This is a genomic window from Phenylobacterium sp. (assembly GCF_025934275.1).
Lineage (GTDB): Bacteria > Pseudomonadota > Alphaproteobacteria > Caulobacterales > Caulobacteraceae > Phenylobacterium.
In genome coordinates, this window is record NZ_JAICYI010000023.1 from 1 (window position 1) to 26472 (window position 26472).

The 26472-nt window shown below is 70.4% G+C and carries 30 protein-coding genes; 25 read left to right on the forward strand and 5 right to left on the reverse strand.

Annotated features, from left to right (window positions below; translation table 11 throughout):
• The first annotated feature begins 144 nt into the window (after positions 1–144).
• Entirely contained in the window at positions 145–1197 is a 1053-nt protein-coding gene (locus tag Q0W60_RS07745; RefSeq protein WP_297694240.1) for an SPOR domain-containing protein, read from the forward strand.
• Positions 1198–1321: 124 nt separating this feature from the next.
• Here the strand turns inward: Q0W60_RS07745 and hemB are convergent, their stop codons facing one another.
• The gene (hemB, locus tag Q0W60_RS07750; RefSeq protein ID WP_297694242.1) at positions 1322–2338 is read right to left on the reverse strand and encodes a porphobilinogen synthase; all 1017 of its coding nucleotides are present in this window, start codon (positions 2336–2338) and stop codon (positions 1322–1324) included.
• An 82-nt stretch (positions 2339–2420) separates the two neighbouring features.
• Here hemB and Q0W60_RS07755 point away from each other — a divergent pair, with 82 nt between their 5' ends.
• From Q0W60_RS07755 to hemA, 5 genes are all read left to right on the forward strand, one after another.
• Positions 2421–3557, forward strand: a complete 1137-nt coding sequence (locus tag Q0W60_RS07755; protein WP_297694243.1) for an isobutyryl-CoA dehydrogenase — start codon at positions 2421–2423, stop codon at positions 3555–3557.
• The gene (locus Q0W60_RS07760) at positions 3554–4606 is read left to right on the forward strand and encodes an enoyl-CoA hydratase/isomerase family protein (protein WP_297694245.1); all 1053 of its coding nucleotides are present in this window, start codon (positions 3554–3556) and stop codon (positions 4604–4606) included. Before Q0W60_RS07755 ends, Q0W60_RS07760 begins: the two co-directional genes overlap by 4 nt.
• Positions 4607–4649: 43 nt before the next feature.
• Entirely contained in the window at positions 4650–5402 is a 753-nt protein-coding gene (locus Q0W60_RS07765) for a methyltransferase (protein ID WP_297694247.1), read from the forward strand.
• Between the two features lie 30 nt (positions 5403–5432).
• On the forward strand, positions 5433–6341 hold the full coding sequence (gene mmsB, locus Q0W60_RS07770) for a 3-hydroxyisobutyrate dehydrogenase (protein ID WP_297694249.1): 909 nt from the start codon (positions 5433–5435) through the stop codon (positions 6339–6341).
• A 186-nt stretch (positions 6342–6527) separates the two neighbouring features.
• Positions 6528–7754, forward strand: a complete 1227-nt coding sequence (gene hemA, locus Q0W60_RS07775) for a 5-aminolevulinate synthase (RefSeq protein WP_297694251.1) — start codon at positions 6528–6530, stop codon at positions 7752–7754.
• Here the strand turns inward: hemA and Q0W60_RS07780 are convergent.
• On the reverse strand, positions 7751–7993 hold the full coding sequence (locus Q0W60_RS07780) for a hypothetical protein (RefSeq protein WP_297694253.1): 243 nt from the start codon (positions 7991–7993) through the stop codon (positions 7751–7753). The two genes, hemA and Q0W60_RS07780, sit on opposite strands and share 4 nt — an antisense overlap.
• Positions 7990–8424 (reverse strand): MucR family transcriptional regulator, encoded by a 435-nt coding sequence (locus tag Q0W60_RS07785; RefSeq protein ID WP_297694255.1) that lies wholly within the window; start codon positions 8422–8424, stop codon positions 7990–7992. Before Q0W60_RS07785 ends, Q0W60_RS07780 begins: the two co-directional genes overlap by 4 nt.
• Positions 8425–8659: 235 nt before the next feature.
• Between Q0W60_RS07785 and glyA the strand changes: the two genes are divergently transcribed.
• From glyA to Q0W60_RS07830, 9 genes are all read left to right on the forward strand, one after another.
• Complete coding sequence (gene glyA, locus Q0W60_RS07790) at positions 8660–9901, forward strand: serine hydroxymethyltransferase (protein WP_297694336.1); 1242 nt, start codon at positions 8660–8662, stop codon at positions 9899–9901.
• A 31-nt stretch (positions 9902–9932) separates the two neighbouring features.
• Complete coding sequence (nrdR, locus tag Q0W60_RS07795; protein ID WP_297694257.1) at positions 9933–10400, forward strand: transcriptional regulator NrdR; 468 nt, start codon at positions 9933–9935, stop codon at positions 10398–10400.
• 56 nt (positions 10401–10456) lie between these two features.
• Positions 10457–11098 (forward strand): RibD family protein, encoded by a 642-nt coding sequence (locus Q0W60_RS07800; RefSeq protein WP_297694259.1) that lies wholly within the window; start codon positions 10457–10459, stop codon positions 11096–11098.
• Positions 11098–11688 carry a riboflavin synthase gene (locus Q0W60_RS07805; protein ID WP_297694261.1) on the forward strand — a complete coding sequence of 197 codons (591 nt, stop codon included), beginning with the start codon at positions 11098–11100 and terminating at the stop codon, positions 11686–11688. Before Q0W60_RS07800 ends, Q0W60_RS07805 begins: the two co-directional genes overlap by 1 nt.
• A gap of 38 nt (positions 11689–11726) precedes the next feature.
• Positions 11727–12197: a 6,7-dimethyl-8-ribityllumazine synthase gene (ribH, locus tag Q0W60_RS07810; RefSeq protein ID WP_297694263.1), complete on the forward strand. Its 471-nt coding sequence runs from the start codon at positions 11727–11729 to the stop codon at positions 12195–12197.
• Positions 12194–12658 (forward strand): transcription antitermination factor NusB, encoded by a 465-nt coding sequence (nusB, locus tag Q0W60_RS07815; protein WP_297694265.1) that lies wholly within the window; start codon positions 12194–12196, stop codon positions 12656–12658. The genes ribH and nusB overlap by 4 nt, the downstream gene beginning before the upstream one ends.
• A complete protein-coding gene (gene thiL, locus Q0W60_RS07820) occupies positions 12642–13586 on the forward strand; it encodes a thiamine-phosphate kinase (protein WP_297694267.1) in 945 nt (314 codons plus the stop codon). The genes nusB and thiL overlap by 17 nt, the downstream gene beginning before the upstream one ends.
• Positions 13587–13652: 66 nt before the next feature.
• Positions 13653–14702 (forward strand): 3-oxoacyl-[acyl-carrier-protein] synthase III C-terminal domain-containing protein, encoded by a 1050-nt coding sequence (locus tag Q0W60_RS07825; RefSeq protein ID WP_297694269.1) that lies wholly within the window; start codon positions 13653–13655, stop codon positions 14700–14702.
• On the forward strand, positions 14699–15268 hold the full coding sequence (locus Q0W60_RS07830; protein WP_297694271.1) for an isoprenylcysteine carboxylmethyltransferase family protein: 570 nt from the start codon (positions 14699–14701) through the stop codon (positions 15266–15268). The genes Q0W60_RS07825 and Q0W60_RS07830 overlap by 4 nt, the downstream gene beginning before the upstream one ends.
• Here Q0W60_RS07830 and Q0W60_RS07835 read toward each other — a convergent pair.
• The gene (locus Q0W60_RS07835) at positions 15204–16145 is read right to left on the reverse strand and encodes a retroviral-like aspartic protease family protein (protein ID WP_297694273.1); all 942 of its coding nucleotides are present in this window, start codon (positions 16143–16145) and stop codon (positions 15204–15206) included. The two genes, Q0W60_RS07830 and Q0W60_RS07835, sit on opposite strands and share 65 nt — an antisense overlap.
• A gap of 110 nt (positions 16146–16255) precedes the next feature.
• Between Q0W60_RS07835 and Q0W60_RS07840 the strand changes: the two genes are divergently transcribed.
• Positions 16256–16666, forward strand: a complete 411-nt coding sequence (locus Q0W60_RS07840; RefSeq protein ID WP_297694275.1) for a hypothetical protein — start codon at positions 16256–16258, stop codon at positions 16664–16666.
• Positions 16667–16857: 191 nt separating this feature from the next.
• Complete coding sequence (locus Q0W60_RS07845) at positions 16858–18984, forward strand: sodium-translocating pyrophosphatase (protein ID WP_297694277.1); 2127 nt, start codon at positions 16858–16860, stop codon at positions 18982–18984.
• 75 nt (positions 18985–19059) lie between these two features.
• Here Q0W60_RS07845 and bamE read toward each other — a convergent pair whose 3' ends face one another.
• Complete coding sequence (bamE, locus tag Q0W60_RS07850) at positions 19060–19554, reverse strand: outer membrane protein assembly factor BamE (RefSeq protein WP_297694278.1); 495 nt, start codon at positions 19552–19554, stop codon at positions 19060–19062.
• 108 nt (positions 19555–19662) lie between these two features.
• Between bamE and Q0W60_RS07855 the strand changes: the two genes are divergently transcribed.
• From Q0W60_RS07855 to Q0W60_RS07890, 8 genes are all read left to right on the forward strand, one after another.
• Positions 19663–20193 carry a ubiquinol-cytochrome C chaperone family protein gene (locus Q0W60_RS07855; RefSeq protein ID WP_297694280.1) on the forward strand — a complete coding sequence of 177 codons (531 nt, stop codon included), beginning with the start codon at positions 19663–19665 and terminating at the stop codon, positions 20191–20193.
• Positions 20178–20711 carry a DUF177 domain-containing protein gene (locus Q0W60_RS07860; protein ID WP_297694281.1) on the forward strand — a complete coding sequence of 178 codons (534 nt, stop codon included), beginning with the start codon at positions 20178–20180 and terminating at the stop codon, positions 20709–20711. Before Q0W60_RS07855 ends, Q0W60_RS07860 begins: the two co-directional genes overlap by 16 nt.
• Before the next feature lie 91 nt (positions 20712–20802).
• Complete coding sequence (gene plsX, locus Q0W60_RS07865) at positions 20803–21858, forward strand: phosphate acyltransferase PlsX (RefSeq protein ID WP_297694284.1); 1056 nt, start codon at positions 20803–20805, stop codon at positions 21856–21858.
• Positions 21859–22839, forward strand: coding sequence for a beta-ketoacyl-ACP synthase III (locus Q0W60_RS07870; protein ID WP_297694286.1), 981 nt, complete (start codon positions 21859–21861; stop codon positions 22837–22839).
• Between the two features lie 97 nt (positions 22840–22936).
• Complete coding sequence (locus Q0W60_RS07875; RefSeq protein ID WP_297694288.1) at positions 22937–23239, forward strand: integration host factor subunit alpha; 303 nt, start codon at positions 22937–22939, stop codon at positions 23237–23239.
• 15 nt (positions 23240–23254) lie between these two features.
• A complete protein-coding gene (locus Q0W60_RS07880; protein ID WP_297694290.1) occupies positions 23255–23665 on the forward strand; it encodes a MerR family transcriptional regulator in 411 nt (136 codons plus the stop codon).
• A 108-nt stretch (positions 23666–23773) separates the two neighbouring features.
• Positions 23774–24694 carry a toll/interleukin-1 receptor domain-containing protein gene (locus Q0W60_RS07885; RefSeq protein ID WP_297694292.1) on the forward strand — a complete coding sequence of 307 codons (921 nt, stop codon included), beginning with the start codon at positions 23774–23776 and terminating at the stop codon, positions 24692–24694.
• A 20-nt stretch (positions 24695–24714) separates the two neighbouring features.
• Positions 24715–26457: a hypothetical protein gene (locus tag Q0W60_RS07890; RefSeq protein ID WP_297694294.1), complete on the forward strand. Its 1743-nt coding sequence runs from the start codon at positions 24715–24717 to the stop codon at positions 26455–26457.
• The last annotated feature ends 15 nt before the right edge of the window (positions 26458–26472 follow it).

A 26472-nucleotide genomic window follows, 5' to 3' on the forward strand; every position in this document is an offset into this window, starting at 1 on the left:
GTGCTGGAGAAGATCGGGCTGCGCTTCGTCCAGATGATCAACCTGCCGGGCCACGCCGAGGCGAGCGCCTATTTCACGACCTGAGGCGCGCGATGGCCAGGGCTGGTTAAGCGGACCTTAGCGAACCTCGGTTAGCAGGTTCGCATGGCCAAGCTCCTGTACAGACTCGAGGGGGCGCTGCTCGCCGCCCTGTTCCCTGGTGCGGCTCTCGCCGGTCCGCCGGCCGGCTCGGCGCTCGCGGCATGGGTGTCGCAGACGACCGATCTTATGCCGTCCCAGATCGCGGTCGTGGGCCCGGAAAACGTCTACAGCCTCGAGCCGCTCGGTCCGCCCTCGCCCACCGGCGAGGTCATCGTCCTGGTCCGGACCGAGGCGTACGACAACGGCTGGGGCCGGGCGCACGGCTTCCAGTCCTGGGAGGCGAACCTGCTCGTCGACTGCAAGCGCAGCCGCCTGAAGGTGATCCGCAGCGCCAGCTACCCGGACCGCAACCGGCAAGGGCGCCCCGTCGTGGGATCGCCGGACGCCGACTGGAGCACGCCCAAGCCGTCGGAGCCGGACTCCAGGCTGGTCGCGGCGGCCTGCGACGCGGCGTTCGCCTGGCCGCTGCGGGGCGCGCCCCTGCCGGCGAAGGTGTCCAGCCCCCATAAGTCCACGGACGTTGCGGCCGCATCGCCGCTGCCGCGGGTCGTCGAGCTGCCGCCGCTGCCGCCGCCAGCCGAAAAGGCGGCCGCGAAGTCCGACAAGCCCGACGCCAAGACCGACGACAAGGCCGACGACAAGGCTGCGCCCATCCAGCAGGTCGTCGACATCGCTCCGGAGGCCGCGGCGCCGTCGGCGTCTCCGCCTGGGGCCGTGGCCGCAGCCAAGCCGGGCGAGCGCTATTTCCTGCAGATCACCCGTGGCCCTTCCGAAGCCGCCGCCCGCAAGGCTCTGGACAAGGCCCGCGAGACGCTCGGCCCCCTGGCCGAGGGCCTGACGGTGCGGCTGGACATGACCGACATCAGCGGAAGGAAGCGATTCACCGCGCGCCTGGAGGGTCTGGCGAGCGCCCAGGCGGCCGAAGACGCCTGCAGCAAGCTGGTCAAGGCGAAGCAGAGTTGCTTTTTCCGGCCGCTCGCGGCGCCGGCGGAGACGCGGGCTAAGGCTGGCTCCGCTTCGCCTCGGCCGCCTTCGCCTTCTCGCCGAATCGGATGAACAGGTCCGGCAGCATGACGGCCAGCATGTCCTGCTGCAGGGCGAGCAGGGGGGCGGCGAGCCGGCGGAGAGGCATGTCGCGAAGCCTAGCTAGGCTGCGCGCTCGGCGAGCGGAAAATCGGGCTTATGCGCCCAGCATCCGCGCCGCGCGCGGCGCGAAGTAGGTGATCACGCCGGCCGCCCCGGCGCGCTTGAACGCGCCCAGGGATTCGAGGATGGCCCGCTCCTCGTCGAGCCAGCCGTTCTGGGCCGCCGCGATCAGCATGGCGTACTCGCCCGAGACCTGGAAGGCGAAGGTGGGCAGCGCGAACGCCTCGACGACGCGGCGCACGATGTCCAGATAGGGCAGGCCAGGCTTGACCATGATCATGTCGGCGCCCTCGGCGATGTCGAGGGCCACCTCGCGGAGCGCCTCGTCGGAATTGGCCGGATCCATCTGGTAGGTCTTCTTGTCCGCCGGGTTCTCGATCGAGCCCGTGCCGAGCGTTCCCGAGCCGATCGCCTCGCGGTAGGGCCCGTAAAAGGCCGAGGCGTACTTGGCCGCGTAGGACATGATCATCACGTCCTGCAGCCCCTCTGTCTCGAGCGCCTGGCGCAGCGCGCCGCAACGGCCGTCCATCATGTCCGAGGGCGCGAGGATGTCGCAGCCGGCCCGCGCCTGCATCAAGCCCTGCGCGACCAGCTGCTCGACGGTGGCGTCGTTGTCGATCCGTCCGGACTGGACGATTCCGTCGTGGCCATGCTCGGTGAAGGGATCGAGCGCGACGTCGCACATGATCCCGACCTCGGGGGCTGCGTCCTTCATCGCCTTGACCGCCCGGGCGACCAATCCATCGGGATCGAGCGCGACGGTGCCCTGAGCATCCTTCTTGGCGCCGTCGATGTGCGGGAAGACGGCGATGGCCGGAATTCCCAGGGCCTTCGCCTGCCTGGCGGCGGCGGCGGCCTCCTTGACCGACAGCCGCGCGATCCCGGGCATCGAGCCGACCGGGACCTGTCCCTCGCCCTCGTGGATCACCATCGACCAGATCAGGTCGGCAGGCGTCAGCACCGTCTCGCGCACCAGCCGCCGAATCCAGTCGGCCTGGCGAAGGCGCCGCAGACGGAGCGCTGGATAGCTGGCGAGCGGCGCCCTGGTCATGCCAGCGCCTGTCGCGCATCGCGGCCCGCGGCGCAAGGTCGACGATTGACTTGGCCGCGCGGCGGAGGCACGGGCGACGGCCATGGACTTCAGCCTGACGGACGATCAGCGGGCGATCGAGGACGCGGCTCGCGCCTTCGCCGAAGCCGAGCTCGCGCCGAATTCCGCCCGCTGGGACGAGGAGAAGCACTTTCCCGCCGACGTGCTGCGCAAGGCGGCCGAATTGGGCTTCGCGGGGCTCTATGTGCGCGAGGATGTCGGCGGCTCGGCGCTCTCCCGCCTCGATGCCTCGATCGTCTTCGAGCAGCTCGCATATGGCGACGTCACCACGGCGGCGTTCATCTCGATCCACAACATGGCGTCGTGGATGATCGACCGGTTCGGTGCGGACGAGCTTCGCCGGCGCTACCTCCCGCGGCTGACGCGGATGGAGCTGATCGCCTCCTACTGTCTGACCGAGCCGGGCTCCGGGTCGGACGCCGCGGCGCTGACGACCACCGCGAGGAGGGACGGCGACGACTATGTGCTGAACGGCGCGAAGGCGTTCATCTCCGGCGGAGGCGTCTCGGACATCTACGTCGTGATGGCGCGCACGGGCGGAGAGGGGGCCGGCGGCGTCTCGGCCTTCGTCGTCGAGAAGGGTTGGCCGGGGCTCTCCTTCGGGGCGCAGGAACGCAAGATGGGCTGGAACGCCCAGCCCACCGCTCAGGTGAATTTTGACGGCTGCCGGGCGCCGGCGGCCAATCGCATCGGCGACGAGGGGGAGGGCTTCAAGTTCGCAATGGCCGGCCTGGACGGCGGGCGGATCAACATCGCCTCCTGCTCGCTGGGCGGCGCAGGGTTCGCCCTGGAGACGGCGAAGGCCTATCTCGACAGCCGCAGACAGTTCGGCCGGCCGCTCAGGGAGTTCCAGGGGCTGCAGTGGCGGCTCGCGGACATGGCGACCGACCTCGACGCCTCGCGCCTGATGGTGCGCCGGGCGGCTCACGCCCTCGATCTGCAGAACCCCAAGGCCACGCAGTACTGCGCCATGGCCAAGCGGTTCGCCACCGACGCCGGTTTCGAGATCGCCAACCAGGCCCTGCAGCTGCACGGCGGTTACGGCTACCTGAAGGACTTCCCCCTGGAGCGGATCGTGCGCGACCTTCGCGTCCACCAGATCCTGGAAGGCACCAACGAGATCATGCGCGTGATCATCGCCCGGGAGCTTTACCGATGAGCGAAGGCCCGGAGGTCATCGTCCGGGTCGAGGGCGAGGTCGGGCGGCTGACGCTGAACCGGCCGCAGGCCCTCAACGCCCTCACCACGACCATGTGCCGCGAGATGATCGCAGCGCTCACCGCCTGGCGGATCGATCCGGCCGTCGCGATCGTGATGCTCGATCATTCGGGCGAGCGCGGCTTCTGCGCCGGCGGCGACATCCGCACGCTGGCCGAGAGCGGCGCCGGCGACGGGATCGCCGCGCGGGAGTTCTTCTTCACCGAGTACCGGCTCGACCACCTGCTGTTCCATTATCCGAAGCACGTCGTGGCCTTCATGGACGGGGTGGTGATGGGCGGCGGCGTCGGCGTGGCGCGCCCGGTCAGGTTCCGGGTCGGGACCGAGCGGACCGTCTTCGCCATGCCGGAGACCGGCATCGGCCTGTTTCCGGACGTCGGCGGCAGCTGGTATCTCGCGCGGATGCCCGACCACATCGGCCTGTGGCTGGCGCTCACCGGGGCGCGCATCCGAGCGGCCGACTGCGAGCTGCTGGGCGTGATCACCGACTATGTGGAGGCGGCCAAGCTGGAGGCGCTGAAGACGGCCATCATCGCCGATCCCGCGGCGCTGGAGACCCTGCTCACCGAGTTCGAGGCCGACGCCGGCCGGCCGGCGCTCGCCGCGCACCAGGACGAGATCTCTCAGCTGTTCGCCGGCGACAGCGTCGAAGCGATCGTGCGCGCGCTGCAGGGCGCCGACAGCGACTGGGCGCGCGAGCAAGCGGGCGCGATCGCCGCCAAGTCGCCGCTCAGCCTGAAGGTCGCCTTCCGCCAGCTGCAGCTCGGCGCCAAGGCGACCAGCTTCGCCGAGGTGATGGAGATGGAGTATCGCATCGCCCACCGTCTGACGGTGGGTCACGATTTCCTGGAAGGCGTGCGCGCGGTCATCGTCGAGAAGGACAATGCGCCGAACTGGGCGCCGGCCCGCCTGGAGGACGTGAGCGAGGCGGCCGTCGACGGCATTTTCGCAAGCCTGGCTTCCGGTCAGGCCTGGTCGCCCCTACCTTGACCGCAGGGCGACTTCAAAGGATCGCCCTGGGAGGAACATCGCGATGAAATCCAAGCTCCTGCTGACGGCCGTCGTGGCCGCGGCGCTCTCCGCAGGCGCGGTGATGGCCAAGCCCGCCGCCAACATCACCGCCGCCGTCGCCGACAAGGGCCGCCCGGCGGCCGACACCGCCCTCGATGCGGCGCGCAAGCCCGCCGAGACGCTCGACTTCGTGGGCGTGAAGCCTGGCATGACCGTCGTCGAACTCATCCCCGGCGGCGGTTACTTCACCCGCCTGCTCTCCAAGGCGGTGGGGCCGAAGGGGACGGTGTACGCGGTCTATCCGCCGCCGCGGCCGTCGAGCGATCCCGCCAAGCCGACGCCGACCCCCGCGATCGAGAAGCTGGCGGCTGAGCCGGCCTATTCCAACGTAAAACCGATCAAGGCCTCGCCGGCGGCGCTTGCCGTGCCGAACCCGGCCGACATCGTGTTCACGGCGCAGAACTATCACGACCTGCACAACATCCCGAACTTCGACATGGCGGCGTTCAACAAGAGCGTCTTCAACGCGCTGAAGCCCGGCGGCGAGTATATCGTGCTCGATCACGTGGCGCTGCCCGGCGATCCGAACGTCACCCACACCTTGCACCGGATCGACCCGGCGGTCGTGCGCAAGGAGGTCGAGGCCGCGGGTTTCAAGTTCCAACGCGAGAGCAAAATCCTGGCGAACCCCGCCGATCCGCACGACAAGAACGTCTTCGATCCCTCGATCCGCCACCACACGGATCAGTTCATCTACAAGTTCCGTAAACCGTAACAGGTCAGTGTATTCGCTTAGGAGTTTGCCATGACCCGCATCGCGTTCATTGGCCTGGGCAACATGGGCGGCGGAATGGCCGCAAACCAGGCCAAGGCGCAGCGGCGGGTCATGGCCTACGACCTCTCGAAGCCGGCGATCGAGAGGGCCGCCGCCGCCGGCTGCGAGGCGGTGGGGTCGGTGGCCGAGGCGGTCGCCGAGGCTGAAGCCGTCATCACCATGCTGCCGGCCGGATCGCACGTGCGGCAGGTCTATGCGGAGGAGGTGCTGCCGCAGGCGCCCAGGTCGGCGCTGCTGATCGACTGCTCGACCATCGACGTCGAGAGCGCTCGTGCGGTCGCCGCCCAGGCCAAGGCGAGCGGGTTCCGCTTCGCCGACGCGCCGGTCTCGGGCGGGACGGCGGCCGCCGACGCCGGAACGCTCGCCTTCATGGTGGGCTGCGACGAGCCAGATTTCCCGGCGATCGAGGAAGCCCTGAAGCCGATGAGCCGGGTGACGGTCCGCGCCGGCGATCACGGCGCCGGACAGGCCGCCAAGATCTGCAACAACATGGTGCTCGGCGTCTCGATGATCGGCGTCTGCGAAGCGCTCGCGCTCGCCGAGAGGCTGGGCCTGGATCCGCTGAAATTCTTCGAGATCTCCTCGCAGTCCTCCGGCCAGTGCTGGAGCCTGACGAGCTACTGCCCCTGGCCGGGCCCGGTTCCCGCCGCGCCCTCCAACCGCGGCTATGAAGGCGGCTTCGCCACCGCGATGATGCTGAAGGACCTGAAGCTCGCGCAGGAGGCCGCCGCCCGTTCGGGCGCCGCGGCGCCCTTGGGCGCCACGGCCGAGGGGCTCTACGCCCTGTTCGATCGCCTCGGATACGGCGGCAAGGACTTCTCCGCCATCCTCGAACTGTTCCGGGGCCGCCTCGCTTCCGATCACGCATTGCGGACGTAATCTCGCGCACGCGGTCGTTTTCCTGGCTTCCGAACCGATCGCGTCAGGACCATATTGAGCAGGATCAAGCCGCCCACGCGGCGCGGTCAGGTAGACATGTGCGGCGTGCGGCGCCAAAAAGCCCGTCGTCACAGGGGAACCGCTTCGGGCGCGAGATCGTCGACCGTCCGGGCGGCAGTGAGGTCGATGGATTATCGTTCCGCGTTCCGCGCCGCCCTCGAGAAGGTCCGAGCCGAGGGCCGCTACCGCGTCTTCGCCGATCTGAAGCGGCATCGGGGAGAGTTTCCGCACGCCACCTGGACCCGCCCTGACGGGCGCCAGCAGGACGTGGTGGTGTGGTGTTCCAACGACTACCTCGGCCAGGGCCAGAACCCCGTCGTGCTCGACGCCATGCGTGAGGCGATCGAGGAGGCGGGCTCAGGCTCGGGCGGCACCCGCAACATCTCCGGCACCACACGCTACCATGTGGAGCTCGAGCGCGAGCTCGCCGACCTGCACCAGAAGGAGGCGGCGCTGCTCTTCACCTCCGGCTACGTCTCCAACGAGGCGACGCTCTCGACGCTGTCGAAGATCCTGCCGGGCGTGATCATCTTCTCCGACGCGCTGAATCACAATTCGATGATCTCCGGCATCCGCGGCGCGCGCTGCGAGCGCCATGTGTTTCGCCACAACGACCTGGCGCACCTGGAGGAACTGCTGGCCGCCGCGCCGGCCGATGCGCCCAAGGTGGTCGCCTTCGAGAGCGTCTATTCCATGGACGGCGACATCGCCGACATGGCCGGCACCGTGGCGCTGGCCAAGAGGTACGGCGCGATGACCTACCTCGACGAGGTGCATGCGGTCGGCATGTACGGCCCGCGCGGCGCCGGCGTGGCCGAGCGCGACGGCGTGATGGCCGAGATCGACATCGTCGAAGGCACGCTCGGCAAGGCGTTCGGCGTGATGGGCGGCTACATCGCCGCCGATGCGGTGATCGTCGATGCGATCCGCTGCTACGCCGACGGCTTCATCTTCACGACCTCCATCCCGCCGGCCCTGGCCGCGGGAGCGGCCGCCTCGATCCGCTGGCTCAAGGAACACGATGAGGTGCGCGTCATCCACCAGGCGCGCGCCGCGGCGTTGAAGGCGAAGCTCGCCAAGGCCGGCCTTCCGGTCATGCCGTCGGTCAGCCACATCGTGCCGGTGCTGGTGGGCGATCCGGTCCACTGCAAGATGGTCTCCGACATCTTGCTGGCGGATCACGGGATCTACGTGCAGCCGATCAACTACCCCACCGTGCCGCGCGGCACCGAGCGGCTGCGCTTCACGCCGTCTCCGGCGCACACCGACGAGATGATGGATGAGCTGACCGCCGCCCTCGAGGCGCTCTGGGTCCGCTGCAACATCAAGCGGGTGGGCGGCGTCGCCGCCTAATCGGCCAGCGGCTCGACGCTGCAGGTGGCGCTCCAGCCGCCCTTGAAGGAGCGCACCTCATCTACCGCCGCGTCGTAGGGAAGGCCGCCGCTCTCGATCAGCAAGGTGTCGCCGACTCTGGGCTGGACAGGGTTCACCGACCAGATGACCAGTTCGCCGCGCTCCACCCCGTCGTCGAGGATCTCGTAGCCCGACTTGTTGAATGGCCGCAGGGCCCCGTCCGGATGCAGCACGCTCATGCCTTGCGCCTGCGCACGCCGCGCCCCAGGCCGATCTGCTTGGCGAACGCCGAGCGCCGGGCCGCATAGGCCGGCGCCACCATCGGATAGTCCGGCGGCAGGTTCCAGCGACGGCGGTATTCGTCGGGGCTCATGTTGTAGCGGGACCGAAGATAGCGCTTGAGCATCTTCAGCCGCTTTCCGTCCTCGAGGCAAACGATATAGTCGTGCTGCACGGACTTGCCGACCGGCACCGCCGGCTTAGGCCGCTCGTCGCTCGGCGCAGGGGCGCCGCGGGTGATGCTCTCCAGCGTCTGGTGGACGGTGCGGATGATGTCTGGAACGGCCTCGGCCGCCACCGAATTGCGGCTGACGTAAGCGGCGACGATCTCGGCTCCCAGTCGTAGCAGCTCCTCGCCCGAATGGCCTTCGGGTCCGGGTCCAACGCTCATCTGCAGCCCCATCTTCGTTTTGCACGCCGCACCACGGCGCACGCTTTCGCTTACACCCCGGGCTAGCCGAGGAACGCGACACTTCGGCGTTCGTTCCCGCGCGGCGTTGGAAGCCGTGGCGGATAAGGGTAAACAGCGCTCTCCTCGCCGAAGAGACTCAACGCCTGCCGAGAGGCCCACCTTGACCCTGCACGTGCAAGCCCAGCCCGACACCCACGACTTCTTCGCCGACGGCATCGAGCGGAGCGATGCGGAGCTCGCCGGCGTGCTCGACGCGGAGCTCAAGCGCCAGCAGGACCAGATCGAGCTGATCGCCTCGGAGAACATCGTCTCCAAGGCTGTGCTGCAGGCGCAGGGCTCGGTGCTCACCAACAAGTACGCCGAGGGCTATCCGGGCAAGCGCTACTACGGCGGCTGCGAGGTGGTCGACGAGGCCGAACGGCTGGCGCAGGCGCGGGCCAAGCGGCTGTTCGGCTGCGAGTTCGCCAATGTGCAGCCGCACTCCGGCAGCCAGGCGAACCAGGCGGTGTTCATGGCCACCATGGTCCCAGGCGACACCTTCATGGGCATGGACCTGGCGGCCGGCGGCCACCTCACCCACGGCAAGAACATCAACCAGTCGGGCAAGTGGTTCCGGCCGGTGCACTACGGGGTCCGCCCCCAGGACCATCTGATCGACTACGACCAGGCGGAGGAAGTGGCGCTGGCCGAGCGCCCGCTGGTCATCATCGCCGGCGGCAGCGCCTATTCGCGGCACATCGACTTCGCCCGCTTCCGGGAGATCGCCGACAAGGTGGGCGCGATCGTGATGGCCGACATCGCCCACTATGCGGGCCTGGTGGCGGCGGGCGTCTATCCGAACCCGTTCCCGCACGCCCAGATCGTGACGACGACCACGCACAAGACCCTGCGCGGACCGCGCGGCGGCATGATCCTGACCAATGACAAGAAGCTCGCCAGGAAGATCGACAGCGCGGTGTTCCCCGGGCTGCAGGGCGGCCCGCTGATGCACGTCATCGCCGCCAAGGCCGCGGCGTTCGCCGAGGCGCTGAAGCCGGAGTTCAAGCTCTACGCCCAGGCGGTGATCGACAACGCCCGCGCGCTCGCCGATAGCCTGCAGTCGGCGGGCTTCAAGATCGTCTCGAACGGCACCGACAGCCACCTGTTGCTGGTCGACCTGACTCCGAAAGGGGTCACCGGCGCAGAGGCCGAGGTGGCGCTGGAGCGGGCCGGCATCACCACCAACAAGAACGGCATCCCCTTCGACCCGCTGCCGCCGGTGCAGACCTCGGGCCTGAGGGTGGGCTCGCCCGCCGGCACGACCCGCGGCTTCGGACCCGCGGAATTCCGCCAGATCGGCAAGTGGATCGGCGAGGTGCTGGACGGCCTGAAGGCCGGCGGCGACAACGCCGGCGTCGAGGCGAAGGTCCGCGGCGAAGTCCTTCAACTCACGAAGCGCTTCCCCATCTACACCTAATAGCGTTTAGTGCCGCGAGGGGGGCTAAATCATGCGCTGCCCGTTCTGCGGCCACGCCGAAAGCCAGGTCAAGGACAGCCGTCCGTCCGAGGACGGGGCCGCCATTCGCCGCCGCCGGCTCTGTCCCGAGTGCGGCGGCCGCTTCACCACCTTCGAGCGCGTCCAGCTGCGCGAGCTGACCATCGTCAAGCGTTCGGGCCGGCGCACGCCGTTCGATCGCGACAAGCTGGCGCGCTCGGTCGCCATCGCCATCCGCAAGCGCCCTGTGGACCCCGAGCAGGTCGAGCGGATGATCTCGGCGATCGTCCGCCAGCTGGAAAGCATGGGCGAGACGGAGCTGCCGTCCTCGGCGGTGGGCGAGCTCGTCATGAAGCACCTCAAGCAGCTGGATGACGTGGCCTATGTTCGCTACGCCTCCGTCTACCGCGACTTCCGCGAGACGCAGGACTTCGCCAAGTTCCTGGGCGAAGAAGGCTTGGCGGCGGCCGACGAGCGCTGACTCCTCCGCACCCTCGCCGCTGGCGCGGCCCTTCCCCCCCGATTAAGGGAAGGAAGATGATCACCCTCAAGCTCGCCACCTCGCTCGACGGGCGCATCGCGACCGGCTCGGGGGAGAGCCGCTGGATCACCGGCGCGTCGGCGCGGGAGCAGGTCCACCGCCTGCGCGCGGCGCACGATGCGGTGGTGGTGGGCGTCGAGACGGCGCTGGCGGACGATCCGGAGCTCACCGTTCGGCTGGCCGGCTACAACGGCCGTCAGCCGGCGCGCGTGGTCCTGGACAGCCGTCAGAGGCTCCGCCCCGAGTGCAAGCTGGTCGCCGCCGCCCGCGAGGTCCCCACCTACGTGGTCACGACCACGTCGCCCGAGGCGCATCTCACGGCGGCCGGCGTGCGCGTCCTGCAGGTCCGTGCGGTGGGCGAGGACCGCCCCGAGCTGAAGACGGTGGTGGCCGCGCTTGCCGCCGAGGGCCTGGCGCGCCTGTTCGTCGAGGGCGGGGGCCAGGTGGCGGCGAGCTTCCTGCGCGGCAGCCTGGTGGACGCGCTCGAGTGGTTCCGTGCGCCGGTGGTGATCGGCGGCGAGGGGCGCCCGGGCGTCGGCGCGCTCGCCATTGCGGCGCTGGCGAGCGCGCCCCATTTCCGGCGGGTGGAGGTTCGCGAGCTCGGTCCCGACCTCTGGGAGCGTTACGAGAAGGCCTGATGTTCACCGGCATCGTCACCGATGTGGGCCGCGTGCGGGCGGTGCGCGACACCAACCGCGACCGCCGCTTCGAGATCGAGACCAGCTTCCATCTGGCGGACGTGGCGATCGGCGCCTCGATCAATCACGCAGGCTGCTGCCTGACCGTGGTGGAGAAAGGCGAGAGCTGGTTCGCCGTGGAGGTGTCGGGCGAGACGCTGGCGGTTTCGACCCTCGGCGCCTGGACCGAGGGGCGCCGCGTCAACCTGGAGCGCGCCGCCAGGGTTGGCGACGAGCTCGGCGGCCATATCGTCTCCGGCCATGTGGACGGGATCGGCGAGGTGCTGTCGGTCGAGAGCGAAGGCGGCTCGCACCGGGTGCGGATCCGCGCGCCAAGGCCGCTGCACCGCTTCATCGCGCCGAAGGGCTCGATCACCATCGAGGGCGTGTCGCTGACGGTCAACGACGTTGCCGACGACGTGTTCGGGGTGAACCTGATCCCGCACACCTGGGACGTCACGACGCTGGGCGAACTGACTGCCGGCGCCCGGGTCAACCTGGAGATCGACATGCTGGCGCGCTATCTCGCCCGCTGGCGCGAAACAGCCTAAAGCGGATCGCCGCCTGGCCGCGCGAGGACGAAGCCGCGATGAGCGACGACAAGATCCGCATCCTGATCGTGGAGGCCCGCTTCTACGACCACCTCGCCGACCTGCTGCTGACCGGCGCCAAGTCGGTGCTGGACGCCTTCGGCGCGGAATATGACGTGGTCACCGTCCCCGGCGCGCTGGAAATCCCCGCCGCCATCGCCTTCGCCGAAGAGGGCGGCCACCGGCCGGCGGGCGGTGCGCGCTACGACGGCTATGTGGCGCTCGGCACGGTGATCCGCGGCGAGACATACCATTTCGAGCTCGTCTCGAACGAGAGCGCGCGCGGGGTCATGGATCTCGCGGTCGGCCGCCGGCTGGCGATCGGCAACGGCATCCTGACCGTCGAGGACGAGGCCCAGGCGCTCGCCCGGGCGCAACCTTCGGAGGGCGACAAGGGCGGCGGGGCGGCCCGCGCCGCCCTGGCGATGGTCGCGCTGAAACAGCAGCTGCTCGGGGGCGGCCGGCGATGAGCGCGCCGGGCAAGCAGGCGCGCTCGGTGGCCCGGCTCGCCGCGGTCCAGGCGCTTTATCAGATGGAGGTCTCCGGCGCCGGCGCGGAGACGGTGATCCGCGAGTTCAACGAGCATCGCTTCGACCGCGACCTGCCGGACGCCGCCGAAGGCGCGACGCTCGCCTCGGCCGACGAGGCGTTCTTCGCCGACGTCGTTCGTGGCGTGGTCGCCCACCAGGGCGAGATCGACGCCGCCATCGCCCGGCGCCTTGCGGCCGGCTGGCGCCTGGATCGCATCGACGCCACGGTTCGCGCCATGCTGCGCGGGGGCGCCTATGAGCTCGCGCACCGTCCGGATGTGCCGACCGAGGTGGCCATCGACGAATATGTCGAGCTCGCCAAGTCATTCTTCGAGGGGCCCGAGCCCGGCTTCGTCAACGGCGCGCTGGATGCGGTGGCCCAGGATGTCCGCCACGGATGAATTCGGCGAGATCGCGCGGCTGTTCCGTCCGCTGAGCCGCGGCGCGGCCGGCGCCTTCGACCTGCTCGACGACGCCGCTGTCGTGGCGGGCCGGCCGGGTTTCGACCTGGTGGTCACCAAGGACGCGATCGTCGAGGGGGTGCACGCGCCGGCGGGAGAGGCGCCCGCGCTGCTGGCGCAGAAGCTGGTGCGGGTGAACCTTTCCGACCTCGCCGCCAAGGCCGCCGAGCCATTCGCCGCGTTTCTCGCCGTCGCCTGGTCGAGCCGCTTCGGGTCCGGCGAACGGGCGGCCTTCGCCGCGGGGCTGGGGGAGGATCTGCAGACTTTCGGGCTCGATCTGCTGGGCGGCGACACGGTGGTCACGCCCGGACCGTTCTGGGCCAGCCTGACGGCCATGGGCTGGGTTCCCGAGGGCCGGATGCTGCGCCGCGCCGGCGCGCGGGCGGGCGAGGCCGTCTGGGTCAGCGGGACCATCGGCGACGGCGCGCTGGGCCTCGCGGTCGCCAAGGGCGATCTCGACGATGCAAGCGGAGAGCTCATCGAACGCTACCGGCGTCCGAGGCCGCGGCTGGACCTGCGCGACGTGCTGTGGGCCCACGCCACCGCGGCGGCCGACGTTTCCGACGGCCTGGTCGCCGACGCGGCCCACATCGCGCAGGCGAGCGGCGTGGGGCTGGTGCTGGACCTCGACCTGGCGCCGCTCTCCGGGGCCGCCCGCGCATGGCTGCGCCGGCAGCCGGACCGCGCCGCCGCGCGCCTGCGCCTGGCGACCGGCGGCGACGATTACGAGATCGTCTGCACCGCGCCGGCGGGAGCGGAGATGCCCGGCTTCACCCGGATCGGAAACGTCACGACAGCGTCAGGCGTCGAAGTTAGGGTGGGGGCGCGAACCGTCGATCCGGGCGCCGGAGGTTGGCGCCACCTCTAGGTTGAAGCGGAACAACGGCGGTGGCCGGGGGTTCCGCTGCGGCCAAGCCTTCCAGCGGAGCCCTCCATGCCGCCATCCGTCGGGCTGATTTCGCTCGCAACCGCCTCGCCGGCCCACGAGCTCATCCAGGACGAGGTGCGCGACATCGTCGTCGAAGAGTTCCGTGAGCGCTTTCCGCTGGTCGAGCGGCTGGCCACGGTGTTCGACAACGCCGGCGTGCGGCGTCGCCAGGCCGTGCGGCCGATCGAGTGGTACCTGCAGCCCCGCAGCCTGCCGGAGCGCAGCGCCACCTATCTCGAAGGCGCGCTCGAGCTGTTCAGCCAGGCCGCCGAGAAGGCGCTCGCGGGTGCGGGTCTGGGCGGGGCCGATGTCGACATCATCGTCACCGCCTCCACGACCGGCGTCGCCACCCCCTCGCTGGAGGCCCGCGCGATGAACCGCCTGGGCTTCCGGCCGGACGCCGCGCGGGTGCCGCTGTTCGGGGTGGGCTGCGCCGGTGGGGCGACCGGCCTGGCGCTCGCCGCCCGGCTGGCGGCCGCCCAGCCTGGCGCGACCGTGCTGTTCGTGACGGTCGAGCTTTGCACGCTCGCCTTCCGCAACGACGTGGTGAACGCCACCGACATCGTCGCCACCGCCCTGTTCGGCGACGGCGCGGCGGCCTGCGTGCTGCGGACCGGCGACAGCGGCTTCCTGCAGGTGGCGGGATTCGCCGAGCACACCTGGCCGGACAGTCTCGACATCATGGGCTGGCGGATGGACGATCTCGGCCTGGGCGTGGTCCTCAGCCAGAGCGTGCCGTCGTTCGTGCAGAAGATGCTGCGGCCGGCGATGCAAGCCATGCTGCAGGCGCAGGGCCTGGCGATGGAAGATATCGATCGCTTCATCTGCCATCCCGGGGGGGCGAAGGTGATCGAGGCGCTCGAGGGGGCGCTGGACCTCGGCCAGGGCGCGCTCGACGTCGAACGCGAGATCCTAGCCGAGCACGGCAACATGTCGGCGCCGACCGTGCTCTTCATCCTCGACCGCATGCGCCAGAAGGGCTTGCCTCGCCGCTCGGCGTTGTCGGCCCTGGGGCCGGGGTTCACGGCCAGCACGGTGACGCTGCTTGCGGCATGACGCTCTCCGTCGCGATCCTCGCGCTGGTGAGCCTGCAACGCCTCGGCGAGCTGGCGATCGCCCGGCGCAACACGGCCCGGTTGCTGGCGCGCGGCGGCGTCGAAGTGGGCGCCCGGCACTATCCGCTGATCGTCGCGCTGCACGCCGCCTGGCTGGCCGGACTGTGGCTGTTGGCGTGGGACCGTGCGGCCGACCTCGGCTGGCTCGCGGCGTACCTGGTCCTGCAGGCCCTGCGCGCCTGGACGCTGCTCAGCCTGGGCGCGCGGTGGACAACCCGGATCATCAGCCTGCCCGGCGAGCCCCTGGTGCGGCGCGGACCGTATCGCCTGTTCCCGCATCCCAACTACGCCGTGGTGGTGGGCGAGATCGCCGTGCTGCCGCTGGTCTTCCACCTGCCGATCTATGCCGCTGTGTTCTCGGCGCTCAACGCCGGCGTGCTGGTCATACGGATCCGCGCCGAGGGCCGCGCCCTGGCCGCATCCCGGACCCCCGCGGCCGAACTCAGACCAGGTCGAAGCGCACCCGCGAACGGCCATAGTCCAGCGCCACCGCCTGGAACTGGGTGAGCAGGTCCATCCCCAGCACCACGGCCGGCGTCGTCTTCAGGCCCCAAAGCTCGAAGATGTGCGTCTCGGCATGGACCGTCGGAACGTTGCCGAGCTGCAGGCCTCCGAGCTTGAGGAACGGCAGGTAGAACATTTCGCCGCTGAACGGCTCGCCGGCCAACGTCTCGAGCTTGACCTGATAGTGCGGCTGGTGGTCGGGCCGGCCGCTTTCCATCGCAGTCACGAGATCGCGCAGCGGCGTGTTGCAGATCGTCGCCTGCGAGCCGGAGTCGATCATCGCGCTGATCCGATGACCGCCGAGGTCGGCGTCGACGATGGTGAGCTGGCCAAGCCGGCGTCGGGCCGGCACGATCACCCGGTTCAGCAGGGGGACCTCGTCCCGGGAGCGCGTGATCTCCAGGCGGTTGGCCTTGAAGTCCAGCGCCAGCCTCTGGCCGCCCAGCCAGTCGACGCCGAGCACGCCGTCGATGCCTTTTCCCAGCCCGGGGAAGATCGGGGTCCGCACCCGCCGCCGCGTCCGCGCGCCGACGTCCAGCCGCTCGATCAGGACGCTTGGCCGCACGCGCACGCCGACCGGCGTATGCACCGGGGTCGGCTGATCCGGCGGCAGCGCAAGGGTCTCGGCCACCGCGTGCGAGATGCAGCTCACGTTGGCGCCGGTGTCGATCAGGAATTGGAACGGGCCCTGCTTGTTGATCCTGACCGGCGCGAGCAGGTGCTTGAACGGATCGGGCTCGGTCTGCAGCTGGGTGGGCTGGTCATCCGGCGTCGCCGGCGCGGCCGGTGGCTGGCCCGTCTGGCCCCAGGCGAGGCCAGGCGCGAGCATCCCCGCAGCGCTGAGCAGCCCAAGGCCAGCCTGGCGTCGATCGAGAAGCATCCCCGCTGCTCTCACGTCTGCGTTGGCGCAAGCATAGCACCGTTCCAAGCGCGTCGCCCCCGCGGACGCACTTCAACCTTGCGGAAACCCGCGGGCGCGAAACTGGCCGCATGCTCCGACGAATCGCGATCGCCGCCGCCCTGTCCCTGACCCTCGCCGCGCCCGCCGCCGCCGCGCCCGCCGAGGTCGGCCAATACGTCGACATCCTGCCCGTGGGTCTGCCGGTCGTCTCGCATGGGCAGCTGGTGAACTACGTGTTCGTCTATCTGCGCCTGAACCTCGCGCCCAACGCCGACGCCCTGCGGCTCAGGGAGAAGGAGCCCTACTTCCGCGACGCCCTGGTGCGCAGCGCCCACCGCAGCCCGTTCTCCGTGCCGGGCGACGTGAACCGCATCGACGATTCGCGGCTCTGCGCGGCGATGATGCGAGAGGCCGCGGCCATCGTGGGACCGGGCGTGGTGCGGTCGGTGGTGGTCACGTCGCAGGCTCCGCAGCACCGGCTGGCGAACCCCCGATCCTGAAAATCGTCAGAACCTGACGAAGCTTATCCCCCGCCGGTTGCGCCCGCGGATCAACTTTGGCACTAATCGCGCCGCTTTTCGGGGCGCGGTCCTTCGCGCCCCTGAATTCGGGAAACTTGGGCTGGGACAGGACCGGGGGACGCGTTTCGCGCCCGCGGTTCGCCTTCCGCGCGGAGAGGGAAGCGCACGATATGGGTCTTACGCTGACATTGGTGATCGCAGCCGGGGTGCTGGCGGTGCTCTATGGCGCCGTTCAGTCGAGCGCGCTGCTTCGGGCCTCCGCCGGCACGGCCCGGATGCAGGAGATCGCGGCCGCGATCCAGGAAGGGGCGCAAGCCTACCTGCGGCGGCAATACACCACGATCGGCATCGTCGGCGTCGTCATCCTGATCATCGTCGCAGCGCTGATCGGTCCGTTGGCGGCCGCCGGCTTCTTCATCGGGGCGGTCCTGTCCGGCGCGGCCGGCTTCGCCGGCATGCTGATCAGCGTGCGCGCCAACGTGCGGACCGCGCAAGCGGCCTCCGAGGGCCTCGAGAAGGGGCTCTCGATGGCGTTCCGCTCCGGGGCCGTCACCGGCATGCTGGTGGCGGGTTTCGCGCTGCTGGGCGTGTCGGTCTACTACACCGTCCTGACCGGCGCCCTGGGCTATGATCCGACCAGCCGCGACGTGATCGACAGCCTGGTGGCGCTGGGCTTCGGCGCCTCGCTGATCTCCATCTTCGCCCGCCTCGGCGGCGGCATCTTCACCAAGGGCGCCGACGTCGGCGGCGACATGGTGGGCAAGGTCGAAGCCGGCATTCCGGAGGACGATCCCCGCAACGCCGCGACCATCGCCGACAACGTGGGCGACAACGTCGGGGACTGCGCGGGCATGGCCGCCGACCTGTTCGAGACCTATGCCGTGACCACGGTCGCCACCATGGTGCTGGCGGCGATCTTCTTCCGCGGCCAGCCGGTGGTCGGCGACATGATGCTGCTGCCGCTGGCGATATGCGGCGTCTGCATCGTGACCTCGATCATCGGCACCTTCTTCGTCCGCCTCGGCCGCTCGAGGAACATCATGGGCGCCCTCTACCGCGGCCTGATCGTCACCGGCGTGCTGTCGATCATCGCCCTGTGGTTCGTCACCAACCGGCTGGTCACCGCCCCTGTCACGGTGGGCGACCTCACGTTCGACGCCATGAGCCTGTTCTGGTGCGGCGTGGTGGGCCTGGGCGTCACCGCGGCCATCGTGGTCATCACCGAGTACTACACCGGCACCGGCTTCCGGCCGGTGAAGTCGGTGGCCAAGGCCTCGGTCTCGGGCCACGGCACCAACGTCATCCAGGGCCTGGCGATATCGCTGGAGTCCACAGCGCTTCCGGCGCTCACCATCGTGGTCGGAATCCTGATCGCCTACAGCCTGGCGGGCCTGTTCGGCATCGCCATCGCCACCACCGCGATGCTGTCGCTGGCCGGCTTCATCGTGGCGCTCGACGCCTTCGGGCCGGTGACCGACAACGCCGGCGGCATCGCCGAGATGGCCGGCCTGCCGCCCGAGGTCCGGGTCTCCACCGACGCGCTCGATGCGGTCGGCAACACCACCAAGGCGGTGACCAAGGGCTATGCGATCGGCTCGGCGGGGCTGGGCGCCCTGGTGCTGTTCGCGTGCTACACCTCCGACCTCAAGTTCTTCGCGGCCAACGCCCCGGCGGGCTCGGTGTTCGACGGCCTCGGCGAGGTCCGTTTCGACCTCTCGAATCCCTATGTGGTCGTGGGCCTGCTGCTGGGGGGCCTGCTGCCGTTCCTGTTCGGCGGGCTCTCCATGACGGCGGTCGGCCGGGCGGCCGAGTCCGTCGTCGCCGAGGTGCGTCGCCAGTTCAGGGAGAACCCGGGCATCATGACCGGCGAGGTGAAGCCGGAGTACGGTCGCGCCGTGGACATCCTGACGCGGGCGGCGATCCGCGAGATGATCGTGCCGTCCCTGCTGCCGGTCGCCTCGCCGATCGTGCTGTTCTACGTGATGCGGGTGATCGGCGGGAAGGTGAACGCCTTCGCCTCGCTGGGCGCCATGCTGATGGGCGTGATCGTCACCGGCTTGTTCGTCGCCATCTCGATGACCTCCGGCGGCGGCGCCTGGGACAACGCCAAGAAGCTGATCGAGGAGGGCAACTACGGGGGCAAGGGCTCCGACGCCCACAAGGCCGCGGTCACCGGCGACACCGTCGGCGATCCCTACAAGGACACGGCCGGCCCGGCCGTGAACCCGATGATCAAGATCACCAACATCGTGGCCCTGCTGCTGCTCGCCATGCTGTTCCACGGCGTGATCCACTAAGCGCGGCTTCCGGCTGAAACGAAGACGCCCCGGAGCGCGACCTCCGGGGCGTTTTTCGCGCCGGCTTAAGGACCGTTACGGGCCGCGGCGGTCGCCGGGGCGGTTGCCTGGGACGCCCTCGTCGTCGTTCGGCGGCAGGATCGAGTGGCCCACTGAGCCGATCATCTGCTCGAGGATGGTGATCTCCCGCCCGCGGGTCGGCGTCTCACGGTCATTGTAGGCGATCACCTTGCCGTCCTTCAGCGTGTAGTTGTGCACGCTCTCCACCATCTCGGTGTCCTTGTTGAAGGCTATGGCGGTGATGTTGCGGGCCACCACCTGCGGACGGCGGAACGCGACCCGATGCTTCACCTGGTTCATGTAGAACCAGATGTTCGGATCGAAGGTCGAGGTGGTCGAGGGCGAGCCGAGCTTGCCGCGCACCGTGGACTTGGTGTCGACACCCACCTTGACGTCCTTCGGATTGGCCTCGATGGCCTGGAACCCCGAATAGCTTGCGATGGGCGAGCAGGCGCTCGTGGCGGCGACGAGGCCCGCGGCGAGCGCGGCGAAGGCGATACGGCGAAACATCGGCAATGGACCAGCCCGTTCTGGCGGCAAGAGGCTTTGACCTATCGTCGCTCGCCGCTTAGTTCAATGCCGCCTTTAGTCCCGACCTTGGACGAAATCGAGGCTTGCATGCTCATCGATCGTCTGTTCCGGCCCAGGGCCGCGCACGCCGCGGGCCGTGCGCTCTACGCCCGCGTGGTCGAGCAGTCGCGCAAGGCGGAGCTCTATGCGGCGCTGGGCGCGCCGGACACGGTGGAAGGCCGCTTCGAAATCTACACCCTGCACCTCGTGCTCCTCCTGGAGCGCCTGCAGGGCGTGGAAGACCCCGCCGCTGAAACCGGCCAGGCGCTGTTCGACGCCTATCTCAGCGCCCTCGACGACGCCTTGCGCGAGCTGGGGGTCGGCGACCTGTCGGTCGGCAAGAAGATGCGCCGGTTGGGCGAGGCCTTCTATGGGCGGGTGAAGTCGTACCTGGCCGCCATCGCCGCGCTGCCGGACCAGGCGCCGTTGACTGCGCTGCTCGGTCGCACCGTCTATGACGGCGCAGACGCCGCCAAGGCGCCGGCGCTGGTCGGCTACGTGCTCGCCCAGCGGACGGCGCTCGCCGCCCAACCGCTCGCGGCGCTGCTCGCGGGCGAGGTGACATGGGCGAGCCGGTGATCCGCAGCTGGCGCGCGCCGCTCCGCCTGCACGAACTCGGCCATGCGCCGCTGCACGTGCGGCTCGAGCCCGACGCCGCCGAACGATCCAAGGCCGCCCACGACCTCGGCCTGGAGAGCCTGCCGTCGCTGACCGCCGAGCTCACCGTCCGCCCCTGGCTCGACGGCGCCGAGGTGACCGGCCGGTTCGCGGCCGTGGTCGAGCAGCTCTGCTCGCTCACGCTGGACCCGTTCGAGCAGCCGCTCGCGGGCGAGATCGAGGTCCGCCTCGTGCCCGCGGGCAGCCCCAATGGCCCCGCCGCGCAGGGCGGCGAGGTGGAATACGATCCCGACGCCCCGGACCCGCCCGACGTGCTGGCCGGCCATGATCTCGATCTCGCCGCCATCGTGCTCGAGCACCTGGCCCTGGAGATCGATCCTTTCCCGCGCCGGCCGGGGGCCGAGTTCGAGTTCTCGCCCCAGGCCGCGACGGACTCCCCATTCGCCGCGCTGGAGGCGCTGAAGGCGCGCAAGCCGTGAGCTTGAGCGGCGGTTTGCATGGCCGCGTGCGCCCGGCGTATCGTCGCGGCGATTCCGCGGGCTTGGCCGCTTGAGGGACGACAGCGCCGCCTTGACCCAATCGCTGGTTATCTCCATCGACGCCATGGGCGGGGACCACGGACCGTCCGTGGTGATCCCGGCGGTTGCGCGCGCGCTCGCCGAAGCCCCGACCCAGGTCTGCTTCCTGCTGCACGGCGACGAGGCGCTGCTCGCGCCGCGGGTGGCGCAGCACGCCGGCGCGGCGGGGCGGGTGATCATCCGCCATGCCGAGAAGGTCATCGGCATGGACGAGAAGCCCGCGCAGGCGCTGCGGCGCGGCAAGGGCTCGTCGATGTGGAACGCCGTCGAGTCCGTGCGCGCCGGCGAGGCCGCCGCGGCGGTGTCGGCCGGCAATACCGGGGCGCTGATGGCGATCTCCAAGCTGATCCTGCGGATGAGCGCCGACCTGGAGCGCCCCGCCCTGGTCGTCGGCGTGCCGACGCCCAGGGGGACGACCACCTTCCTCGACGTGGGCGCGAACGTCGACTGCGACGCCGAGCGGCTGGTGGAGTTCGCCATTATGGGCGAGGCCTACCACCGCGCCGCCTACGGCAAGGCCAGGCCCACCGTGGCCCTGCTCAATGTCGGCTCGGAGGAGATGAAGGGGCACCAGGAGGTGCGCGAGGCCAACCGCGTGCTCCGCGAGGGCGGCTTCGAGCTCGACTACCGTGGGTTCGTCGAGGGCGACGACATCACCCGCGGCGGCATCGACGTGGTGGTCACCGACGGCTTCACCGGCAACGTGGCCCTGAAGGCCATGGAGGGCGTGGGCCGCTTCGTCGTCGGCGAGCTGCGCGGCGCGCTCAGCTCCGGGCCGCTGGCTTTGGCTGGCGCGCTGCTGGCCCGTAGCGCGCTCGGCAGGTTCCGCGAGAAGATGAACCCGCCGCCGGCCGCGCCTCTGCTCGGCCTGAACGGCCTCGTGCTGAAGGTGCACGGCGGGGCCACCGGCCGCGACTTCGCCCAGGCGCTTCGTGTCGCGGTCGACCTGGCGCAAAGCGGCTTCGCGGGGGAGATCGAACGCAATATGAGGAGGCTCCCGGCCGCCCTCGCGGAGACGGGCCCGACCGCGGCCGATGGAGCGCACTGATTGACCAGCGTCCTGCGTAGCGTGGTGACCGGCGTCGGCAGCTACCTGCCCGACCGGGTCGTGACCAACGCCGACCTGTCCAAGGTGGTCGACACCTCCGACCAATGGATCCGCGAACGCACCGGCATTCAGGAGCGGCGCAAGGCCGCACCCGACCAGGCGGCTTCCGATCTCGCCGTCGCCGCTGCGACCCGGGCGCTGGCCGCCGCCGGCCGCACGCCCGCCGACGTGGACCTGATCGTGGTGGCGACGACCACGCCCGACCTCACCTTTCCGGCCACGGCGGCCATCGTGCAGCGCAAGCTGGGCTGTCCGGTCGGCGTCGCCTTCGACGTCCAGGCGGTCTGTTCAGGCTTCGTCTATGCGCTCTCGGTCGCGGACGGCTTCGTCGGCCGCGGGCGCTCGAAATGCGCCCTGGTGATCGGCGCCGAGACGATGACCCGGCTGATGGACTGGACCGATCGCGGCACCTGCGTGCTATTCGGCGACGGGGCCGGGGCGGTCGTGCTCGAGCCGCGCGTCGGGGAGGGGAGCACCGCCGACCGCGGCCTGCTCGGCTTCGCCCTGCGCGCTGACGGCGCCAAGCAGGACCTGCTCTATGTGGACGGCGGGGTGTCGAGCAACGGCCAGATCGGCCACCTGCGCATGCAGGGCAACCAGGTGTTCCGGCACGCCGTGGTGAACATCTCCGAGGCGATCCACGCCGCCGCGGATGACGCCGGCATCGCCGTCGACAGCGTCGACTGGTTCATCCCGCACCAGGCCAACCAGCGCATCCTGGAAGGCGTCGCCCGCCGGGTCGGGATCGACGAAGCCAAGGTGATCTCGACCGTCGCCCAGCACGCCAACACCTCGGCCGCCTCCATCCCCTTGGCCCTCGACGCGGGCGTGCGCGACGGGCGCGTGAAGCCTGGCCAGCTGCTGCTTCTTGAGGCGATGGGCGGCGGGCTCACCTGGGGCGCCTGCGTGCTTCGCCTGTGACGGCTCAAGCACATTCTCCAAACCGCTGCTTGAAGTCTTTGACGTCATGAGACAATCAGGGCAGGCTCATCTTATCGCTTCGGGGGAACGGGCGAGCATGAAAGGCGACACGGTGACGAGAGCCGACCTTTGCGAGGCGGTTCACGAGGAAGTGGGGCTCACCCGTCAGGATTGCGGGGAGCTCGTCGAGCGCGTGCTGGAGCTGATGGCCAAGGCGCTGGAGCGCGGCGAGCAGGTCAAGCTGTCCGGCTTCGGCGTGTTCCAGGTGCGCGCAAAGCGCGCCCGGATGGGCCGCAATCCAAAGACCGGCGCGCCCGCCGCCATCGATCCGCGGCGAGTGATCGGCTTCCGCGCCTCGCAGGTGATGAAGGCGCGGGTCGACCGGGCGCTGTCGCGGTGAGGATCCGCTAGCCAGGTGGCGAAGGGCCCGGAAGCCTTTCGGACCATTTCCGAGGCGGCCGACGAGCTGAACGTGCCGCAGCACGTGCTGCGCTTCTGGGAAACCAAGTTCGCCTTCATCAAGCCGATGAAGCGCGCGGGCGGACGACGCTTCTACCGGCCGAGCGACATCGCCGTCCTGCGGGGCGTGCGCCGCCTGCTGCACGACGAGGGCTACACCATCAAAGGCGTCCAGCGGCTGCATCGCGAGCAGGGCCTGCGCCGGCTGGTGGCGGCAGGGCAGGGCGACCTGGCCGGATCGAGTTCGGCGGCCTCCGCAGCCGCGGCGGAGCTCGGCGGCGGCGCGCGCCTGAGCGAAATGCTCGAAGAGCTGGAGGCCGCCAAGCGGCGGCTGGACGCCCTCCTGCAAGGCTCGGGCAGCGGCTGACGCCTGGCCATGCGCAGGCGAACGGCGATCAGTTATTGGTTGCGGCCCGCCGGGCGAACCCGCTAGTTACCAAGGGCCGAGTGCGGCGGCTTTGCGCGTCGGGGAATCATGGACGCCAACATCTTCATCAGCTTCGCGTCGCAGGACCACAAGGTCGCGATGACCCTGTGCTCGGCGCTGGAAAGCCGTGGATTCAAGTGCTGGATCTCGGCGCGCGACATCCAGCCCGGCGAGAACTTCCAGTCGGCCATCGTGCGCGCCATCCGCCAGGCGAAGATCATGCTCCTGGTGTTCACGTCGAACTCGAACAATTCCGACGAGATGAACAAGGAGCTGGCGCTGGCCAGCCAGAGCAAGCTGATCGTTGTGCCCCTGCGCATCGAGGACGTCACGCCGAACGACGCCTTCGCCTACGAATTCGCCACGCGGCAGTGGATCGACTTCTTCGCCGACTGGGAGTTCGCGATCCAGCAGCTCTCCCAGCGGATATCGGCGGCGACGCGGGAGGCGCAGGGCGCCCCGGCAACCGTCGAGCCGGCCGATCCGGGCGTGGAGCGCCCCGAGGTCGCCGCCGCGGCGCCGCCGGCGCCTGAAGAGCCGGTTCCGGCCGCCCCGCCCCGGCCCGCGCGTCCGCCCGCCGCGCCCCGGTCCGCGCGTTCGGCCGCCGCGCCGCCGCCGGACAGTGTGGAGGTGGTCAAGCGCTCGCGCGCACCCCTGTACATCGCCTTGTCGGCCGCTGCGGCCGTGGCGCTGGCGGCGGGCCTGATCATGCCGGGCGTGCTTCGCCACAAGCCGGCCGCGCCTGGCCCGCGCATCATGGCGGCCGTGCATCCGGCTGCGCCCACGGGCCTGCAGCAGGTCTCCATCCAGGTCGCGCCCGATCCGGCTCTCGTTCCGCCGCCGCCCGCGCCGCCGGTCGCAGCGGCCGCCGCGCCGGGACCGGAGGCGCCGGTTGCCGAGCCGCACGCCGCGCGGAAGAAGAAGTCGGAGCACGCCGCGCGGACGGCGGACAACTACGTTCCCTACTGAGGCCGCGGGCGGGGGAGCGCGTGTCAGTCGCCAGTTCGCCTTCCAGAGCGCGCTCGAAAGTCGTCAAGGCCGCCGCAGCCGAGCCCACGCCGACTGCGCAGCCGCCGCGACCGCGGCTGCACTTCACCCAGGTCGCCTTCGCGGGCCACAACCGGCCCGAGGACCTCGGCGATCCGGTCGCCGCGCTGGCGAGCCTGCGGAGCGCCTTCGCCATGCTCTCGGAAGCGGGCGTGAGCGAGGCGCGGCTGGTGACCGGGCTCGCCCCCGGCGCCGACCTTCTGGCGGCGCGCGCCTGGCGCGACGAGGGGCTGGGCCCGATCCATGCGGTGTTCCCCTTCCTCGACACGCCGTTCGAGCCGGGCTCGGAGGCGCTCATCGAGTCGGCCACCTGGCTGGATGGACGCACCTCGGAGTCGCTGGGCCGCAACCCGCACCTGTCCCAGACGCGCTGGCTGATCGGCGCCGCGGACCTCCTGGTGGTGGTGTGGACAGGCGAGCACGCGCGCGGCGCGGGCGGCACGGCAGATGCGGTCCGCCTGGCGCTCGAGCATGGGATCCCGGTGTTGTGGGCGCAGCCGGGGGAGCGCACGACCCTCAGGATCATCCGCCCCGAACACCTCGACGAGGACTTCGGCTTCCTCGAGTTCCTGGATGAGCTGCAGTTCGCGCGCGAGCCGCTGGTGCGCGCGGCCAATCCGAAGGCGCTGCACGACGCGCTCGCCGATCTCGGCCTGGGCGACGTTCACGACGAGATCGACCTGCCCGCCTCCGGCCGCCGCGAACCGCACTCCAACGTGTATCGGCTGTTTCGCCGCTGGCTGGGCGGCCGATCGACGCCGTTCGCGGGCGCTCAGCCGCCCGCTGACCTGCTGGCGCAGCCCGGTTTCGCGCGCCTCACGGAGGCCTACGCCGCCGCCGACGCGAGGGCCAGCGCCCTGGGCTCGGTGCACCGCTCCCACCAGGTGATCCTGCTCGCGGTGGCGATCCTGATGGCGTTCGTGGGCTCGGCCTCGGCGCTCTGGCCCGAGATCAAGCTGGCGAGCGTGACGGCCGAGCTGATGCTGGCGGTCTTTGCGCTGCTGCTCTGGGCGGATGCCGAGCGCGGTCGGCGCAACGAGCGCTGGGGCCACGCCCGCCGCCTGGCGGAAGACCTGCGGCGCGAGCGCGTCGCCTGGGCGATCGGCGTCAGCACCGTGCCGCACGGCATCGGGCTCTCCAGCGTCAAGCCGGCGCGCCACGTCCGGCGGCTTGCGGGACTGCCGAACGGGGCCTTTGGGGCCGAACGGGTCGGCGCCTGGGGCGCTTGGGCGGTCGACGAGCTGATCGCGGGTCAGGCGCACTACCACCGCGGGCAATCGGTCATCAACGGGCGCATCGCCCATCGCGTGCATCAGGTGGAGAACGCGAGCCTCGCCATCCTCCTGAGCGGGCTCCTGGTCTATGTGGCGGCCGCGTTCGGGATGAGCATCCTGGGCGCGGAGGCGCCGCATTGGCTGGGCGGCCTCGTCACGGTCGCCGGCGCCATCGTCCCGGCGATCGGAGCGGCCGGCCTGGCGTTGGAGGCGACGCTGTCGCTCGGCGAGCAGGCGCAGCGAAGCCGCGTGCTGGCGGGGCGGCTCGACGTGCTCGCCCGGGATATCGGCCCAGGCGCCCAGCTGGAGGAGGTGCAGGCGGCCGCCAAGGCGGCGATCCGGCTGCAGCAGGCCCAGGAGGATCATTGGACCGAAGGCGCCGTGCGCCGTCGGCTGTTCCGCGGCGGCTAGGAGGCGCCGGGCGCT